The organism is Pectobacterium quasiaquaticum (genome assembly GCF_014946775.2).
Taxonomy (GTDB): Bacteria; Pseudomonadota; Gammaproteobacteria; order Enterobacterales; family Enterobacteriaceae; genus Pectobacterium; species Pectobacterium aquaticum.
In genome coordinates this window covers 2,920,644-2,938,142 of the sequence record NZ_CP065177.1, presented here as the reverse complement: position 1 = coordinate 2,938,142, position 17,499 = coordinate 2,920,644, and the positions used below count along the sequence as shown (strand labels likewise).

Below are 17,499 nucleotides of genomic sequence, written 5' to 3'. Positions count from 1 at the left end.
TTTTCGCACCGAGGTGGATATGAAGGATGTACGCATTGGGTTAATCGGCACTGGCTATATCGGTCGTGCGCATGCCATCGCCTACGCACAGGCACCGACGGTCTTCCCGCTGAAAGGCAATCTGGTGAAGGCGATGTTGGCAGAAGTGTCGCCGGAGCTGGCAGCCCGACGGGCGCAGGAGTTTGGCTTCCTGCGCTCAACAGGGGACTGGCGTGCGCTGGTGGCGGATCCAGACATTGATGTGGTGGATATCTGTGCGCCGAATTTTCTGCATAAAACGATGGCGATGGCGGCGATCCAGCACGGCAAGCACGTTTATTCGGAAAAACCGCTGGCGCTGAACGCGCGTGATGCCCGAGAAATGGTCGACGCCGCGCAGCAGGCGGGCGTGAAAACGCTGGTGGGCTTCAACTACATGAAGAACCCGACCTCACAGCTGGCCAAAGAGATTATCGCCAGCGGCGAGATTGGCGACGTGGTGCATTTTTACGGCACGCATAACGAAGATTATCTGGCCGATCCGAACAAACCAGCCGACTGGCACTGTTTCAAAGAAACGGCTGGGCTGGGCGCGCTGGGGGATCTGGCGGCGCATATCGTCAACATGGCGCAGTATTTGGTGGGTGATATCGCCAGCGTCTGCGGTGACCTGCAAACGGTGATTGCGCAGCGTCCGACGGCACCGGGCAGCAGCGAATTCGTACAGGTAGAGAATGAAGATCAGGCGCATGCAATGGTGCGGTTCGCCAGCGGCGCTCGCGGTGTGATTGAAACGTCGCGTATCGCCTGCGGCCGTAAAATGGGCCTGACCTATGTCGTGACCGGTACAAAAGGCACGCTGAGTTACACGCAGGAACGCATGGCGGAGCTGAAGCTTTATCGGCATGACGAACCGGAGAACCGGCAGGGATTTAAAACGCTGCTGACTGGGCCGCAGCATCCTGACTATGCGGCCTTCTGCGCCAGCGCCGGACACGGTATTGGATTTAACGATCAGAAAACGGTAGAGGTGCGCGATCTGATTGACGGTATTGCGGCTGACGTCCCGATGTGGCCGGATTTCGAAGAGGGCTGGAAAGTCTCGCGAGTTCTGGATGCGATCGTGCAGTCACACGAAACGGCGCGCTGGGTGAATGTGGATGAGGTGGGCTAATACGTCAGCTGACGTGATTTCTTCTTTTTATACCCGTCATACTTCAAGTTGCCTGTGTGTTGGCTGCGTTCAGTCACCCGAATCACTTACTTGAGTAAGCTCATCGGGATGAAATGAGAGACATCCTGTCTCTCACCGAAGGCCAGCCGTTGGCTGGTCAAATTCGTTCCTGACGAATTTGTCCTTCGCTTGCCGCCTTCCTGAAACTCGAATTATTTAGGGTATATGAGGCTTTTTTTATGCGATTTTTACAGGATTGGCCGCTATGAATAAGGAAAAGACGTTTGATGTGATTTGCATGGGGCGCGTTGCTGTCGATCTGTACGGGCAGCAAATCGGCGCGCGTCTGGAAGATATGGGCAGTTTTGCCAAGTATCTGGGCGGGTCGTCCGGCAACGTGGCTTACGGCACGGCGCGACAAGGACTACGTTCTTCTATGCTGGCGCGGGTGGGCGACGAGCATATGGGGCGCTTCCTGCGTGAAGAGCTGAATCAGGTCGGCTGTGATACCAGCCATTTAATTACCGATAAGGAACGTCTGACAGCGCTGGTGCTGTTGGGCATTAAAGATCGCGATACCTTTCCGCTGATTTTCTACCGCGATAACTGCGCCGATATGGCGATCTCACCGGAAGATTTCACCGAGGATTACATTGCGTCGTCACGCTGTCTGGCGATTACCGGCACGCATCTCTCTCACCCTAACACGCGTGAAGCGGTGCTGACGGCGCTGCAATACGCACGGCGCAACGGGGTGAAAACGGCGTTGGATATCGACTACCGTCCGGTGCTGTGGGGGCTGACGTCGCTGGGTGATGGCGAAACGCGTTTTGTTGAAGCGCAGGCGGTCACGGAGCAGTTGCAGCAGGTGCTGTCGCTGTTCGATGTGATTGTCGGCACCGAGGAGGAGTTCCACATTGCGGGCGGCAGCACAGATACCTTGCAGGCGCTACGCACGGTGCGGCAGCACACGCAGGCGGAACTGGTGTGCAAACGCGGGGCACTGGGGTGCTCGGTGTTTAGCGACGCGATTCCTGACCATCTGGATAAAGGCATCACGATCAAAGGCGTGCGCGTGGATGTGCTGAACGTGCTGGGGGCGGGCGATGCGTTTATGTCCGGCCTGCTGCGTGGCTATCTCAACGGAGAGGGCTGGGAGAAAGCCTGTGCATATGCTAATGCCTGCGGCGCGCTGGTGGTATCACGCCACGGCTGTGCGCCAGCCATGCCAAGCAAGATCGAACTGGATAACTATCTGGCCCGCGCGGCGAGCGTCCCGCGCCCTGATTTGGACGAAGAGCTTAACCATCTGCACCGTGTTACGACACGCCGTAAACAGTGGCATGAGCTGTGCGTGATCGCATTCGATCACCGCAGCCAGTTGGAAGACATGGCGTTGAACTGCGGCACGGAAATCAGCCGTATTCCGGCGCTGAAAAAGCTGATTCTGCGTGCCAGCTATGACGCAGCACAACAGGCGGGGCTGGAAGGTAAAGCGGGTCTGCTGTGCGACGGCACGTTCGGACAGGATGCGCTGAATGACATCACCGGGAAAGGCTGGTGGATCGGCCGGCCGATTGAGCTGCCGGGATCGCGCCCGTTAATGATGGAGCGCGGTAATATTGGCTCACAGCTGGTGAGCTGGCCGCTAGAACACGTCGTGAAATGTCTGGTGTTCTTCCACCCGGAAGACGCTCACGCGCTACGGCGCGAGCAGGAAATGAAGGTGATGGAGGTCTATCAGGCCTGTCGTCAATCCGGCCATGAGCTGCTGCTTGAAGTCATTCTGCCTGCGGGGATGCCGCACAGCGATGCGCTTTATCTGCGCGCGATTCAACGCTTCTACAACCTCGGCGTACGGCCGGACTGGTGGAAACTACCGCCGCTGTCCTCCGAAGGCTGGGAGCAGCTTACGCCGCTGCTGGCGCAGCGCGATCCTTACTGTCGTGGCGTGGTGATTCTGGGGCTGGATGCGCCGCTGGAAACGCTGCAACAGGGCTTCAGCGCCGCCGTGGACTTCCCGATTGTGAAAGGCTTTGCTGTCGGTCGTACCCTGTTTGCCCAGCCAGCACAAAAGTGGCTGCGTAACGAGATCGATGACGCCGAATTGATTGAGCAAGTTAAAGATAACTACCTGCAACTGATCGCCGTCTGGCGTCAGCGCGGTTAACCCGTTTCTATGCTCTAAATAATTCGAGTTTCAGGAAGGCGGCAAGAGAAGGCATCCCGATGAGCTTACTCAGGTAAGTGATTCGGGTGACTGAACGTAGCCAACGCACATGCAACTTGAAGTATGACGAGCATATCTATTTGAATAAGGGACATAACATGAACGTTCAACTTGGTATTAATCCACTCACCTGGACCAATGACGATCTGCCTTCTCTGGGCGCGGACACCCCGCTGGAAACCTGTCTGAGCGAAGGGCGGCAGGCTGGTTTCGCCGGTTTTGAATTAGGTAATAAATTCCCGCGTCAGGCCAGCGTGCTGGGGCCTATTCTGCAAGCGCACGATCTGCGCTTAGTCTCCGGCTGGTACTCCGGCGAACTGCTCACCCGTTCAGTCGAAGAAGAGATTGAAGCGGTGCAGGGGCATCTGGCGTTGCTGCGCGACCTCGGCGCGACGGTACTGGTGTTTGCCGAAGTGACGGGCGCGATTCACGGCGACCAACAGAAACCGGTCCATCTGCGCCCGCGTTTCCCCGAAGAACGCTGGCCGGAATACGGCAAAAAGTTGACCGAGTTTGCGCGCTACACGCAAAGTCAGGGCGTGCAGATTGCCTATCATCACCATATGGGTACGGTGATTGAAAGCGCGCAGGATGTGGACAATCTGATGGAACATACCGGGCCGGAAGTCGGGCTGCTGCTGGATACCGGACACTTTACGTTCGCGGGTGCCGATCCGGTTGCGGTGGCGAAGCGCTGGATTAACCGCATCAATCACGTTCACTGCAAAGACATTCGTCCAGACGTGCTGAAAGACGTGAAAAATCGCAAGACCAGTTTTCTGGACGCGGTGCTGAGTGGCGTCTTTACCGTGCCGGGCGATGGTTGCGTCGATTATCCGGCGGTGTTTAGCATCCTGAAAGCCCAACACTACAGCGGATGGCTGGTGGTCGAAGCGGAACAAGATCCGGCTGTCGCGCATCCGCTGACGTACGCGACACTGGGCTACAATAACTTGCAACGTTTCGCCCAGCAGGCGGAATTGATCTGATTCGTGGTGATATCCCCCGCATCTTCACGCTGCCAGCAGACCAACGTGCAGGCAGCGTGAAGTCGGGGGAGATAAAGGAGGCAAAAGATGTCCCGACTGTTATCACGCCATCGTGCTCCTGACGAACATGGCCGTACGCAGCACATCACGCCGGAAACGGCGGGCTGGCGATACGTGGGGTTCGAGGTATATCAATTGGTACCGGAACAGGTGCTATCGCTGCCCGCCAGCGATAACGAACGCTGTCTGGTGCTGGTCAGCGGCAAGGCAACGGTTGTCACGCCGGGTGAGCGCTTTGAGCAGATTGGCGACAGAATGAGCCCGTTTGAACGCAGAAAACCCTATGCGGTTTATGTCACGACGGGAGAGACGATTACAGTGACGGCGCACACCGTGCTGGAACTGGCCGTTTGCGCTGCACCGGGGGTCGGCACGCATCCGACCCGACTGATCGCTCCGCAGGATATCGACGCCGAGCAACGTGGGGTCGGTAATAACCAGCGCTATGTGCATAATATTTTGCCGGAGGACAAAGCCGCCGACAGCCTGCTGGTGGTCGAAGTGTATACCGATGAAGGCTGCACCAGTTCTTATCCCAGCCATAAGCACGATGTCGATAATCCGCCGCAGGAAACCTATCTGGAAGAAACCTACTACCATCGTTTGAACCCAGAACAGGGATTCTGCCTGCAACGTGTCTATACCGATGACCGTTCATTAGATGAATGTATGGCGGTTTACAATAGGGACGTGGTGCAGGTGCCGCGCGGCTATCACCCGGTTGCCACCATTGCAGGCTATGACAGCTACTATCTGAATGTGATGGCTGGCCCGACGCGCCAGTGGCGTTTCACCTGGGAAGCCGATCATCAGTGGATCAACAGTCCTGAGTATGCGGATAAGCATAGGAAGGGATAGCAATAATCGTATTGCCGTAAGATGATAGTGAACGTATCTGGCATAGTGCCTCTCTGTTTTGCGGGGCGTATGCCAGTTTTACGTTTGGTCAGTGCGTTTTCTCATTTAAACCTACCGTTTCTATTAGGCTACTCGTTATATTGCCTCGCAAGCATCATAAGGAATGACGGTAAGGGATTCATGGATGACATAAAAATCTCTGCATTGGCGGAGGCTGTTGCTGAGGCGATAAAGGATATTGTTTATAACGCGATAACTGCTGGCCTGATGAAATCGGTGACCCCTGCAGTATTTTTTACGGCAGGCTCTCCCGGTGCTGGCAAGTCTGAGTTGATTAACCAAAGGCTCGAGCATTTTTCTAATATTTTAGTAATAGATGCTGATGAGTTTCGTCGATTATTGCCATATTACGAAGAAACCAATGCGCCACTCTTTCAACGTGCAGCATCGAATCTTGTTGAATATGTCTACATGAAAGCAACAGCCGAAGGCTTAGACATCATCATGGATTCAAATTTTGCGAGTTTTAAAAACGCTGAGTTTAATCTCTCTCTGGCTTTAGAGCTTGGTTATGTAACGGCTATTGATTATGTCTATTTGGATCCTGCACTCGCTTGGGCGTATGCCAGACAGCGAAAGCGCAAGGTGCCGTTGAGTGTACTAAAGAATAACTTCATGAAGTGTCGCTCGACGATTAAGAAGGTGTTGAAGGATGAACGATTTATAGGAAGGGTACAGGTGACGGTGTATTACCGTGAAAAAGACTTTACGCAGCCCAATAAATTTAACGTTACTCGTATCAGAAACATTAAAACAGAGACGGAGTTTTTGAACTCGCATTGCTGTCCCTACACTAAACTTGCCCACCTTAATGTTATCGCTGTATAATAAATACCCAGATTTAAGGAGCGATTATGTCATCAAAATCCGAAGCCATACGGGAGAGAAATGCATTTTCTCTTGCCGATCTCTATGGTGAAGACATTTCTCCTGATGCCGCAGATGCTGACATGGTTGCTTTCGAGCGTTCTATGGATGATATGCTCCCCGCATTACTTTCCGTGAATGCAGAGAAAACGGGTCTCTCCACCGATCTGCTGAGAAAAAAACTTGTCGTTGCCGCTAAAGGTTCAGCTAAAACTGATGAGATTGCCTTAGTTGAACATATTGTTTTGGTGGAAAATTCAGGAATGCACAGGAATAGTGAAACGAGGCGTCGACGGAATAAACCGGTATTCGCTTCCAGATTCAAAAGTAAGTAATAAATCGGCTTCACATCAGAAGCCGATTTCAGTTCATCGAACCGCGTTACCATTCTCTTTGTAGATTACTCTGCTTCTCGCGTCATTCCCGCCATTCCAACGTACCTGCTTTCAAATAGCCAATGTGGCTGGCCATCAGTTCGGCTTCTCGTTCGCTGTGCGTGACTAAGAGCGCGGTTTGTCCGGCGTCGCGCAGGATATCGCGCACTTCCTGTCCCAGTCGTTTACGGCTGTCGGGATCGAGGCTGGATAGCGGTTCGTCGAGCAGTAGCACAGCAGGTTGCGGGGCCAGCGCCCGTGCGAGTGCAATACGTTGCTGTTGTCCGCCGGACATCTCATGCGGGTAACGCTGTGCCAGCGAGACGAGATCGACCAGCTCAAGCATGGCGCAGACGCGCGATTGCTGGAGATCTTTCGGCTGTTTTCTCAGGCCGAAAGCAATATTCTGCGCGGCGGTCAGATGGGGAAACAGCGCGTAGTCCTGAAACACCATCCCGACGTTGCGCTGTTCCGGCGGCAGATGCACGTCCGGGCCCGCCACACAGCGTCCGCCGACGTGAATCGTTCCCTGAGTCAGATGCTCAAAACCCGCAATCGCGCGTAACGCCGTGGTTTTACCGCATCCTGATGCGCCCAGCAGACAGGCCAGTTCGCCCGCGGCAACTTCCATAGAAAAACCGTTCAGCACGTGATGCACATTGTGCTTGTGCCCGTAGGCGACGTGGACATTATTCAGAACGAGTGTAGCCTCAGACACCTTGACTCTTCCTCATGATTTTTATTCTTTCTCAACCGACGTTTTTAGCTGACTGCGAGCCAGCAGCACAACGGGCAGCGTACCCGCCAGCACAATCAGCAGTGCGGCAATCGCGCCTTCTTCGTAGGTGCCTCTGGCGGCTTCGGCATACAAAACGGTCGCCAGCGTTTCGAAATTAACCGGCCGCAGCAGCAGCGTGGCGGGGAGTTCTTTCATCGCGTCGGCAAACACCAGCAGCGCACTGGTCACCAGCGCGGGGCGCAGCAGGGGAAGGTGTACGCGGAAAAAGGTGACGAATTCACTTTCGCCCAGTAGACGCGATGCCTGTTCCATCACGGGCGGAATGCGCGTCAGCCCCGCATCAAGCGCACCAATCCCAATCGCCATAAAGCGAATGGCGCAGCAGACTACCAGCAGGATACCGACGGAAAGCAGCGGCAATCCCTTATAACCTATCAATCCCGCGAGAAAATTATCCGTCGCCATGCCGGGCGTCAGCATGCCAATCGCCAGTACCGTACCGGGCACGGCATAGCCCAGCGAGGCGATTCTCAGTATCGTGCGGCGGCGTTCTGGTGAACGGTCAGTAATAGCTGAATGACGGGCATACCACGCAATAATCAGGCTAACGAACGTGACGACCAGCGTGACGCCAACGGCCAGCAGCAGCGAGTTCTGCAATGACTGTATCAGACCCGCGGAGATCGTCACGCTATCGCCCAGTCGTTTAGCGCTTTCCCAGGCCAGAAAGAGGGCAGGGGCGATGAAGCCGAGCAGGATAGGCAACGCGGTCACACCGGTTGCCAACCAGGCGCGCACGCCTTTCAGCTGTGCGGGCATGATACCGCGCATTTGTCGGCTGGTACCGTAGCGCTGGTTTTTCCGGCCGTAATATTCCAGCGTCAGCAGCAGGATAACCACCGTTAGCATCGTACAGGCAATCTGCGCCGCGGCGGGTAAATCCGAACGGGTGACCCAAGTGGTGTAAACCGTCACGGTCAGCGTATTCACCCCAAGGAATTCGGAGGCACCAATATCATTCAGCGTTTCCAGCAAGGCCAGACTGGTGCCAACGGCCAGCGCAGGGCGCGCCATCGGCAAGGCGACGTGCAGGAAGGTGCCTGTTGCGCTCAATCCCAGCGTGCGTGCGGCCTCCAGCAGGTGTGCGGGCTGGCTGATAAACATTGCGCGCATCGTCAGATAAACGTACGGATAGAGCACCAGACCGAGTAGCAGAATTGCGCCCGTCATAGAACGCAGGTCCGGCAGGCGGAACTGACGTGGGCTGTCGTAACCCAGCACACTGCGGATCGCTTCCTGAATCGGCCCGATAGGATGCAGCAGATCGAGCCAGGCAAACGCGACAATATAGGTTGGCATCGCCAGCGGCAGCAGCAGCGCCCAACTGACGAACTGTCTGCCGGGGAAATCAAACGCTGTCACCAGCCAGGCGCAGCCAGCACCAATCACCATGACGAGTGCGCCGACGCCGACGAGCAGAATGAGCGTATTGAGTGCGGCATCGGGCAGCACGTAGCGCATCAGGTGATCCCAATGGCCAACACCCGCGCCAGCCGCTAGCCAAAGCAGGGAAACCAGCGGAGCCAGAACACCGAGTGCAATAATGACGGCAGCGATGCGAAGCGGAGAAAAAAAGAGGCGCGGCCGCCCGAAGGCGCCGCGCAGGGTTGACGAACCGGTCTTATTGATCGAATCCAACTTTATCTACCAACTGACTGGCCTGTTTACGGAATTTAACGATGTCAGTCAGCGGAATACTATCCACATTCACTTCACCAATCGTGCTGCCGATGGTGGAATCCAGCGTGACGCCTTTGCGAACCGGATATTCGTAGTTTGCCTGAGCGTAGATCTGCTGAGCCGGAGCGGAGACCAGATATTCCATCAATTTCACGGCTTGATCTTTATGTGGAGCATGACGTGCAACGGCTGCACCGCTGATATTGACGTGTGTGCCGCCATTTTCAAAGGTAGGCTGAACGACTTTGATGGCATCACCCCATTTACGGGCATCGGTGCCTTCTTTGGCGTTCTTCATATGGCCGACATAATAAGAGTTCGCCAGACCTACATCGCAGATACCACCGAGGATATCGCGCGCAACGTCGCGGTCACCGCCAGTCGCTTTACGCGCCAGATTGTCTTTCACACCGCGTAGCCAGGTTTCGGTTTTGGCTTCACCGTGGTGGGCAATCATCGCGGCAACCAGTGCGGTATTGTAAGGGTGTTGACCCGCACGGATACACACTTTGCCTTTCCATTTTGGATCGGCAAGATTTTCGTAAGTCATGCCGGTCAGCGGCAGTGATTTTTCTGCATAGAGCACGCGAGAGCGCATCGACAGACCAAACCATTGGTTATCTTTGTCGCGCAGCGCCGCTGGGATAGCCTCGGTTAACGCACTGGACTGGATCGGCTGTGTAACACCGGCGTCTACCAGATCGATCAGGTTACCGGCATCAACGGTCATCAGCAGGTCAGCTGGTGAGTTTTGGCCTTCTGCCTTCACACGCTCCAGCATGCCGTCCTTGATGAACACGGTATTGACTTTAACCGACGTCTCTTTGGTGAACGCATCCAGCAGCGGCTGAATCAGGCCGGGTTCACGCGTGGTGTAGAGCGTCAGAGAGTCGTCTGCGGCAGCAGCAGGCAGGGCATACGCCACCATGAGCGATGACGCTAGCGTCAGCAGGCGCGCTTTTTTGCGCAGAACAGACAGCGTTTTTGACATGTTATTATCTTCTCCAGAGTGAATGTGGGGCTAAATGAATAAAATAAGGAGATATTTTCTGCAGGTGACAAAAACTATATATGATAATCACTCTTGTTTTCAATCTCATTGAGCGGCACGATCCACGATCGTGATGAGGGTCAACATACGGACTCATCGGGAGAACGCGGCGCGTTATTTTTCAGCATGCTGATAAACATAGAATTGATTGATTATGTTGAGTGAGGCAAGTGCTACGGCGTCTGGCTTTCGGCCAGCCTGCTGATATGCATGGTCAGCCAGGTAAGCTCTTCTTTCGGCAAGGCCATTTGGTATTTTTCCTGCACGTAATCCCTGATGGCCCAGGAAATCGCCATCGCGTCGGGATAGTGTTTCAGCAGTTCCTGATAGAAATCGTCTGTGCGTCCCGGTGCGATTTTGCGGGCAATTACCCGCTCGGAGAAATAGCGCAGATGGGTGATAAAACGCAGATAATCGACGGCGTTGACATCAATATTCTTGTTTAACTTATAGCGGACAATCTCCGCCAGACGATTCACCAACTGCACCTGCTGGTGGGCATCGGCAATTTCGGCGCTGCCGGCGGCATTGATGAGGTGGAACGCAATGTTGATGGCTTCGTCATCGGGTAGCGTGACGTTAAAGCGCGCCGACACGCGATCTTTTGCCTGCACGCCGAGGGCGTACTCTTTTTGGTAATAGCGTTTCACTTCCCAACTGAGCTTATTGATGAAGTGGTTGCCCGTTTTGCTACGTTCAACGGCAAAATAGAGATGTTCCGCCAACGTAAAGAACAGCACCGAATTCAGTTTTTCGGCGTACTGACTTTGTGCCAGCGTGACGATCTCATGCGTGATGTCAAAAAAAGCCGCAGGAATGGTGTCGGTCAATGAAAGAAAATGCCGTGATTTCAGGTTTTCCAGCGGAATGAAAACCTGCTCAACGTGCGTCACATCAATCAATGAACCGGGTTTGGCACCAAATCCGATGCCTTTACCCAACAGGATCATCTCCTGCTGTTCATGGTCGACTAACAGCATGCTGTTATTTAACGCTTTTTTCACTTTAATCACGTTTTTCTTCCACTCATGCTGGTTTTCTCATTACGTTTTCCAATCACAGTCATTTCCTGTCATTGCGCACGTAGCCTGCGGCAGCGCGGTCTGTCAGGTGAGGTCGGCACCGTTGGTCGCGATAACCTTCTGATACCAGTAGAACGAATCCTTCCTCAGCCGCGCCAGCGAACCGTTGCCCTCATCATCCTGATCGACATAGATAAAGCCATAGCGTTTGGACATTTGTGACGTGCCCGCGCTGATGATGTCAATTGCTCCCCAACTGGTGAACCCCATCAGTTCAACGCCTTCGCCAATCGCTTCACGCATTTGCTCGAAATGTGAACGGAAGTAGTCAACGCGGTAAGGATCGTGGATTTTCCCGTCTTCGACAACGTCTTTCGCACCCAGCCCATTTTCGACAATAAACAGCGGCTTTTGGTAGCGATCGTAAAGCTCCAGCAGGGAAATTTTCAGCCCGACTGGGTCGATCTGCCATCCCCAGTCTGAGGCTGGCAGGTACGGGTTTTTTACGCCCAGAACGGTATTCCCTGGGATTCTCTCGGCGTCCGGCTGCGTGGATTCCGTGAGCGACATGTAATAGCTGAACGACACAAAATCCACGGTGTGCTGCTTGAGAATGGCTAGATCGTCGGGCTGCATGGTGAGGTGAATACCACGACGTTCAAGGTCGCGCTTGATGAGCGGCGGATATTCACCGAACACCTGCACATCGGCATAAAAATAGTTTTCAAGATTCTTTTTCAGCGCGGCTTCGACATCTTCCGGGCGGCAGGAGTGCGGATAGGTCGTCAGCTTGGTCAGCATGCAACCGACCTGACTGCCGGGGATTTTTTCATGGCAGTCGCGGGTGACGATAGCCGAGGCAACAAACTGGTGATGCAGCCCCTGATAAATATCCTGCTTGGCCTGTCCCGGCGTGCTTTTTTCTTCACGGATACCCGCAGTGGTAAACGGATGACGATGGATACTGTCGATCTCGTTAAAGGTCAGCCAGTAGCGCACCAGATCCTTATAGCGATCGAAGCAGACATTGCTAAAGCGCACAAAGGCATCCAGCACGCTGCGGTGTACCCAGCCATTGTATTTCTCACTCAGCGCCAGCGGCATTTCGTAGTGTGAAAGCGTCACCAGCGGTTCGATGCCGTGTTTGCGCATCTCGCGGAACAGATCGTCGTAAAACTGTAAGCCCGCTTCATTCGGCGCGCTGTCTTCTCCGGTCGGAAAGATGCGCGACCAGGCGATAGAGACGCGCAGCACCTTGAAGCCCATTTCGGCAAACAGCGCCAGATCGCCTTGGTAGCGGTGGTAAAAATCGATGCCGCGTCGCTTGGGATAGAACGCGTCATTTTTTCCGTTGAGCGCGTCGGCGATGTTTTCATCTGTCAGCGCCATGTGGGCATGGTAATTCTTCAGGTCGAGATTCGGCTTCCAGGTAATGGCGTCCGCGACCGACGGCCCCTTGCCGTCTTCATTCCATGCGCCTTCGGCCTGATTGGCGGCAATCGCGCCGCCCCATAAAAAGTGTTCCGGGAATGCGATGTTTTTATCCATTACACAGACTCCTTTAAGGTCATGATGATGGTGTGAGGAGTGATGGCGACGTCAGTGGCTTCCGGTATCACACGAAAGCGCTCGCTGTTGATGATAACCATCATGACGACGGGATCGTAACCCGCAGCGATGAGGCTATCGAGGTCAAATTCAACGAGGACATCACCGGTATTAACCTGTTGGCCGGCCGTGACTTTCGGCTGAAAGCCCTGACCATTGAGTTTGATGGTATCGATACCGATATGGAAAATCAGTTCGGCACCGCTGTCGGTGAGCATGCTGACGGCATGACCCGTTTCAAACACGTTCTCAATGGTGCCGTTTGCCGGCGCGTAGAGCACGCCTTTCTCGGGGATGATGGCAATGCCGTCACCCATAATCCGTTTGGAGAAAATCTCGTCATTCACGTTGTCCAGCGGAATCACTTTTCCTTCAATCGGGCTGGTGAACTGGTATTCGGTAACCGCGTGATGGCTTTCTTCTACGGTGACGACAGGCTTCTCTTCTCGCCAGAGGAACAGGGCGGAGAGAAAGGCGATGACAAAAGAGAGTGAGGCACCCGCGATGGCATAGACGATGTTCCAACTATTTTCCGGCGAGATAAACATGGAGATGCTAGCCAGGCCGGGGCCAACCAGCGCAAAAGCTTCAATCGCCATCCAACCGATAAACGCACCGCCGACCAGGCTACCTGCGATCACGCTATAGAGCGCCTTTTTATTCAGCAGCGTAATCCCGTATAGCGCGGGTTCGGTGATGCCGAACAGGGCAGAAATACCGGCTGAAATCGCCGTTGATTTTAGCGTTTTGTCTTTGCTTTTGAGCGCAATCGCCATACAGGCACCCGATTCGGCAATGTTGTGCGCAAGCGACGCGGGCAGATAGAGCATTTCCTTGCCAAACTGGCTCATGGAGGAAACGGCATAGGGCAGCATCGGTTTATGCATCCCCGACGCCACCATGAAGGGCAGCGCCGCGGCGAGCAGCCCCGTCGCCACAAAACCCAGCTTGCTGTACAGCCAGAGGATCACGCTAGCCAGACCCGCACCGAGTTCATAACCGAGCGGGCCAAGTACCAACAGCGTGACGGGAACGGTAACCAACAGCGACAGCATCGGTGACAGGAAAATACGTAACGCGCTCGGCGAGTAACGATTGAAGAGCTTTTCGGTTTGCGCATAAAAAATGACGCACAGAATCGCTGGGAAAACCTGCGACGCGTAAGCGACGTTTTTCAAGTCGAGGGAGAGAAACTCCGCACCGTCCGCCAGCTGTTTAGACATGGCCGGCAGCACCATCACAGAGACGGCGGACACGGCGACCAGCACATTCACTTTCAGTTTCATTGCGGTGGTGATACCCACCAGAATCGGCAGGAAATAGAGTGGGGCGGAACCGATATTATCCAGCACTTTATACGTTGAGCTGTCTTTGGTGAGCCAACCGAGCAGATCCAGCAGCAGTAACAGCGATTTGAGCACGCCGCCACCGGCAATCGCAGGCACCAGCGGCTGAAAAATGCTGATGATAAAATCGATAGCAACAGCGGTGCGATTGGTTTTTGCTGGCACGGCGCGATCTGTTTTCTTACGGCCTGCCGCGAGGTTCTGCACCGCCTCGTACACCTGCATCACTTCGCCGCCGATGATCACCTGGCACTGTACGTTAACCCGAACGCCCAGCACGCCCGGCACCTTTTCCAGTTCGTTCTGGTTTACCTGGCTGTTGTCATAAAGACTTAGCCGTAGCCGTGTAGAACAGTGTTCAATGTGCTCAATGTTGTCAATTCCACCAACTAACGTGATGATTTTTTCAGCGGTAGTGGCATAGGCTGTCGCGTTATTATCTGCTGCTGTGTGGCTCATACGACGATTCCCCTGATCCAGAAACGAAAAAAGACCTGAAGCACTTCCCATGATGTTGAGTGGGAGAGCTTCAGGTCTTGCCTAGAAAACTAGTTACACGCCTGTGCTGTTGTTGTAAGTCCTCGTACGCGGGAAAGTCAAACAGATCGTGCAGCCTTAATGGGTAAGTGTGATGGCAATAGCAGAATGGAGGGGGTAGCGCTGACAGCGCCGATGAATCTCAGGCATGTTGCATAAAATAGGGTGCTTTTTAACCGATTATCGAAAACAGAACGAGATAAACTCGCCAAGTTTGTTTCCTTTGATTGTATATAGCACAGGTAAGGTACAGGGGCGCTTGTTAAGTCAGAAGACATCCAACGCCTGTTTTTTAAATGAGTAGGGGTACGAAAGGTAACGCTTAAATAATCCGCGCGGCGGAACATCGATACATAGTCAACTTGACGTATGGCGAGTCTATACGGTCTTACCAGCCGCAGACGTTAGTATCTTCATCCGCATCGTAGCCACGTACGATATTAACCAACTCTTTTACTGCGTCAGCCGAAATCGTCTTGTCTTTTAATTCTTCGACCGTGGAGAGAACTTTATCAACGGACACGCCGTTATTATTATTCGTAACCGTCAGCAGAAAACCTTTGTTATTTTCGCTGGTTGAAGACAGCTCGTTGAGTAATTCTACCACTGCGCCTGCGGCAAAATCGGGTACATAAAAAGCCATCGGTTTAAGATAAACTTTTTCTGCTTTTTTATTATTTTCTCGATTCAATAGTGTTAATGAATAGCCTTTATTTTCACTTGTCATTATGTTTACCTCAACCTTCTATCAAAATTTTTGGATCGACATAAAAATCTACGTTAAATAGCGCATCATCAGATAACGCTTCGATTCTGTGCCATTTTTCTGGCGGGAATACACCAAATTGTCCGGCTTCAATAGTCAGCGTTTCGACGGGCTCAGGGCTTGTCCCATCGGCATAACCATAATAACGAATTGTCCCTTGCATCACGCACAAGCGTGGGTAGACGCCTTGCCGCGTCCCTGCATCCAAATGGCGCTTCCAGATAGACGCTGGGGCTGTTTCTTTTGTCCAGAAAGGTGTTGTACGGGTATGAACATAATTCGCTGGTATAACAATTCGTTCCATGTTTAAACCTCATGCTTTACCCAGCCAAATTGCAGGCGGGAAGGAAAAAACCATATAGTGCATATCATATACCTCTTTTAATGTTTGTGAATTATTTTCTGCTAATTAATTTTTTACAATGCCGCAACATCTCGCAGAAACGCCGTATTATCAGGGTTCAACGTTTCTCATATCGGTTATTTTTCTTCACCGATGGATTGAAACGAAAACTAACATCAAGGAATAGTTACATTAAGTTATTTTTTGATGGTCTACTTATTAGGGATGTTGAATTGAATAAATTCACCTTACCGCTACTCAATTAGAGTTATTGTTAAAAATAAATCAAAAGAGTAAAAATGAGAAAATATAACGCTACTCTATAGTGAGGTTTTAACTCAAATGAAAAAGAACGTAAAACTCAGTTCATTTTATTATGGTTTCCCTGTTTTCCTTGTTACGACGATTGATAATAGCAACGGAGAGGTCAATGTTGCTTCTATATCTTCGTCAATTTCTCTCGGTGATAAAATTATTATTGGTGTCACGAAAGGAAGTAAAACCTACAGTAATTTATTATCCGGATCCGATGTTGTCATCAATATTCCGGATTACAAACTCTGGGAGAAAGTTGAAGAACTGGGTAAGTTGACCGGGAGCGATACGCTGTCTGAAGGTCAGATTAAATGGGGCGTTCAGGTCTGCCACGATAAATTCTCCAAGGTCGGCCTTCATACCGAAGCCTCTACCGATATCACGCCGCCTCGGGTGATTGAATGTCCTATTCAGGCGGAATGTAAAACCGTCAGTACGACGGACAAAGGCCGTTTTATTCTTGTCGAACTGGATATTGCTAATGTCTGGGTGGATAGCGAGCTATTAGGGGAAAATGATGTCGTCGACTCGTCAAAATGGAAGCCTCTGATTTACAACTTCCGCGAATACGACACCACGGGTGACGCATTAGGTTTTAATTTTAAATACAACCATTAATCTTATTGAGAGAGCGGTATCATTCTTCCCTGAAATACGACCCCGTCTAAGATCCGCTCCACTCTTTTTTCGATGCGCCAGCGTTTGAAAACTCACACAAACTTGCCGAAGAATTTGTGCCATCGGATATGGCAGCGCTTCAACATGTTCTGTTCGATCACATTCTAAACGACTGGTGAGATGTATTTCCCTGGAAAATCCAGCGTCCGACACTGGTGGTGTCCAGTGAACACAGTCACTTGCTGGAAAATCGTGCTTCCTGGCTGAGAATACGTGAGCGGCAAACCGCTAGAATCTCATCGGCTAGGGCGGAATCATCTGGGCAGGCACGTGACAACACCAGAGCGCCAACAAGGTGAGCAAGAGCGCTAATTCTTTCGGCACGTACGTCGTCTCCCGACCCATTCTCGCTTTCTAATGCAGCCAACTGATTCTCAATTCCAACTGCGAAACTTTCCTTAATTGATGCTGACTGGCGTGCTGAATCCACACTAAGCGCTGACATCACACAGCCATTTCCCATTGAATCACGATGCTTGCGAGAGAGATATTGCGCTACAAAACTCGCCATATCGACACCCACAGTATTTTCTATCGAATGCGAAAAACCGTAGCTCATCGCCTCCGACATCAAATCTGCCTTGGAGCTAAAGTGTTTGTAAAATCCGCCGTGTGTTAAACCTGCGGCTGACATGAGTTCCGCTATACCCACGCCGTCATACCCCCGCTCACGAAACAGCACCGAGGCCGTCTCAACAATACGCATTCGATTTTCGCGAACCTGCTCTTTTGAAACTTTCATCGCTTTAGAGTCCTCTCTTAA

General features: G+C 52.6%; 16 protein-coding genes. 7 read left to right on the top strand and 9 right to left on the bottom strand.

Going from position 1 to position 17,499, the window contains the following annotated elements; all coding sequences use genetic code 11:
- Positions 1–19 precede the first annotated feature (19 nt).
- The 6 genes from IG609_RS13455 (at position 20) to IG609_RS13430 (ending at position 6,552) form a co-directional block, all read left to right on the top strand.
- Entirely contained in the window at positions 20–1,153 is a 1,134-nt protein-coding gene (locus tag IG609_RS13455; protein ID WP_039521160.1) for a Gfo/Idh/MocA family protein, read from the top strand.
- Positions 1,154–1,418: 265 nt separating this feature from the next.
- Positions 1,419–3,323 carry a bifunctional 5-dehydro-2-deoxygluconokinase/5-dehydro-2-deoxyphosphogluconate aldolase gene (locus IG609_RS13450; RefSeq protein WP_193398974.1) on the top strand — a complete coding sequence of 635 codons (1,905 nt, stop codon included), beginning with the start codon at positions 1,419–1,421 and terminating at the stop codon, positions 3,321–3,323.
- 158 nt (positions 3,324–3,481) lie between these two features.
- Entirely contained in the window at positions 3,482–4,372 is an 891-nt protein-coding gene (gene iolE / locus IG609_RS13445) for a myo-inosose-2 dehydratase (protein ID WP_193398973.1), read from the top strand.
- 87 nt (positions 4,373–4,459) lie between these two features.
- Complete coding sequence (iolB, locus tag IG609_RS13440; protein ID WP_193398972.1) at positions 4,460–5,290, top strand: 5-deoxy-glucuronate isomerase; 831 nt, start codon at positions 4,460–4,462, stop codon at positions 5,288–5,290.
- A 180-nt stretch (positions 5,291–5,470) separates the two neighbouring features.
- On the top strand, positions 5,471–6,178 hold the full coding sequence (locus IG609_RS13435; protein ID WP_193398971.1) for a zeta toxin family protein: 708 nt from the start codon (positions 5,471–5,473) through the stop codon (positions 6,176–6,178).
- Positions 6,179–6,204: 26 nt separating this feature from the next.
- Entirely contained in the window at positions 6,205–6,552 is a 348-nt protein-coding gene (locus IG609_RS13430) for a hypothetical protein (protein WP_193398970.1), read from the top strand.
- Positions 6,553–6,634: 82 nt separating this feature from the next.
- Here the strand turns inward: IG609_RS13430 and IG609_RS13425 are convergent, their stop codons facing one another.
- The 8 genes from IG609_RS13425 to IG609_RS13390 all read right to left on the bottom strand — a co-directional run bounded on the left by IG609_RS13425 (position 6,635) and on the right by IG609_RS13390 (position 15,704).
- Complete coding sequence (locus IG609_RS13425; RefSeq protein WP_193398969.1) at positions 6,635–7,309, bottom strand: ABC transporter ATP-binding protein; 675 nt, start codon at positions 7,307–7,309, stop codon at positions 6,635–6,637.
- Positions 7,310–7,330: 21 nt separating this feature from the next.
- The gene (locus tag IG609_RS13420; protein WP_193398968.1) at positions 7,331–9,028 is read right to left on the bottom strand and encodes an ABC transporter permease; all 1,698 of its coding nucleotides are present in this window, start codon (positions 9,026–9,028) and stop codon (positions 7,331–7,333) included.
- A complete protein-coding gene (locus tag IG609_RS13415) occupies positions 9,012–10,061 on the bottom strand; it encodes a Fe(3+) ABC transporter substrate-binding protein (protein ID WP_193398967.1) in 1,050 nt (349 codons plus the stop codon). The genes IG609_RS13420 and IG609_RS13415 overlap by 17 nt, the downstream gene beginning before the upstream one ends.
- A gap of 233 nt (positions 10,062–10,294) precedes the next feature.
- A complete protein-coding gene (locus IG609_RS13410; protein ID WP_039468280.1) occupies positions 10,295–11,134 on the bottom strand; it encodes a PRD domain-containing protein in 840 nt (279 codons plus the stop codon).
- 93 nt (positions 11,135–11,227) lie between these two features.
- Entirely contained in the window at positions 11,228–12,691 is a 1,464-nt protein-coding gene (locus IG609_RS13405; RefSeq protein WP_193398966.1) for a glycoside hydrolase family 1 protein, read from the bottom strand.
- A complete protein-coding gene (locus tag IG609_RS13400; protein WP_193400885.1) occupies positions 12,691–14,556 on the bottom strand; it encodes a beta-glucoside-specific PTS transporter subunit IIABC in 1,866 nt (621 codons plus the stop codon). The genes IG609_RS13405 and IG609_RS13400 overlap by 1 nt, the downstream gene beginning before the upstream one ends.
- Before the next feature lie 466 nt (positions 14,557–15,022).
- Positions 15,023–15,361, bottom strand: a complete 339-nt coding sequence (locus IG609_RS13395) for a DUF1869 domain-containing protein (RefSeq protein WP_193398964.1) — start codon at positions 15,359–15,361, stop codon at positions 15,023–15,025.
- A gap of 10 nt (positions 15,362–15,371) precedes the next feature.
- Positions 15,372–15,704 carry a TehB family protein gene (locus IG609_RS13390; RefSeq protein WP_193400883.1) on the bottom strand — a complete coding sequence of 111 codons (333 nt, stop codon included), beginning with the start codon at positions 15,702–15,704 and terminating at the stop codon, positions 15,372–15,374.
- Positions 15,705–16,085: 381 nt separating this feature from the next.
- Between IG609_RS13390 and IG609_RS13385 the strand changes: the two genes are divergently transcribed.
- Positions 16,086–16,676, top strand: a complete 591-nt coding sequence (locus tag IG609_RS13385) for a flavin reductase family protein (protein ID WP_193398962.1) — start codon at positions 16,086–16,088, stop codon at positions 16,674–16,676.
- 235 nt (positions 16,677–16,911) lie between these two features.
- Here IG609_RS13385 and IG609_RS13380 read toward each other — a convergent pair whose 3' ends face one another.
- Entirely contained in the window at positions 16,912–17,478 is a 567-nt protein-coding gene (locus IG609_RS13380) for a TetR/AcrR family transcriptional regulator (RefSeq protein WP_193400881.1), read from the bottom strand.
- Positions 17,479–17,499 lie beyond the last annotated feature (21 nt).

Excerpts from the sequence above, each read along its gene's own strand:
- IG609_RS13455 (WP_039521160.1), top strand. The coding sequence starts at position 20 with ATGAAGGATGTACGCATTGGGTTAATCGGCACTGGCTATATCGGTCGT.
- IG609_RS13450 (WP_193398974.1), top strand. The coding sequence starts at position 1,419 with ATGAATAAGGAAAAGACGTTTGATGTGATTTGCATGGGGCGCGTTGCT.
- iolE (WP_193398973.1), top strand. The coding sequence starts at position 3,482 with ATGAACGTTCAACTTGGTATTAATCCACTCACCTGGACCAATGACGAT.
- iolB (WP_193398972.1), top strand. The coding sequence starts at position 4,460 with ATGTCCCGACTGTTATCACGCCATCGTGCTCCTGACGAACATGGCCGT.
- IG609_RS13435 (WP_193398971.1), top strand. The coding sequence starts at position 5,471 with ATGGATGACATAAAAATCTCTGCATTGGCGGAGGCTGTTGCTGAGGCG.
- IG609_RS13430 (WP_193398970.1), top strand. The coding sequence starts at position 6,205 with ATGTCATCAAAATCCGAAGCCATACGGGAGAGAAATGCATTTTCTCTT.
- IG609_RS13415 (WP_193398967.1), bottom strand. The coding sequence starts at position 10,061 with ATGTCAAAAACGCTGTCTGTTCTGCGCAAAAAAGCGCGCCTGCTGACG.
- IG609_RS13405 (WP_193398966.1), bottom strand. The coding sequence starts at position 12,691 with ATGGATAAAAACATCGCATTCCCGGAACACTTTTTATGGGGCGGCGCG.
- IG609_RS13400 (WP_193400885.1), bottom strand. The coding sequence starts at position 14,556 with ATGAGCCACACAGCAGCAGATAATAACGCGACAGCCTATGCCACTACC.
- IG609_RS13395 (WP_193398964.1), bottom strand. The coding sequence starts at position 15,361 with ATGACAAGTGAAAATAAAGGCTATTCATTAACACTATTGAATCGAGAA.
- IG609_RS13390 (WP_193400883.1), bottom strand. The coding sequence starts at position 15,704 with ATGGAACGAATTGTTATACCAGCGAATTATGTTCATACCCGTACAACA.
- IG609_RS13385 (WP_193398962.1), top strand. The coding sequence starts at position 16,086 with ATGAAAAAGAACGTAAAACTCAGTTCATTTTATTATGGTTTCCCTGTT.
- IG609_RS13380 (WP_193400881.1), bottom strand. The coding sequence starts at position 17,478 with ATGAAAGTTTCAAAAGAGCAGGTTCGCGAAAATCGAATGCGTATTGTT.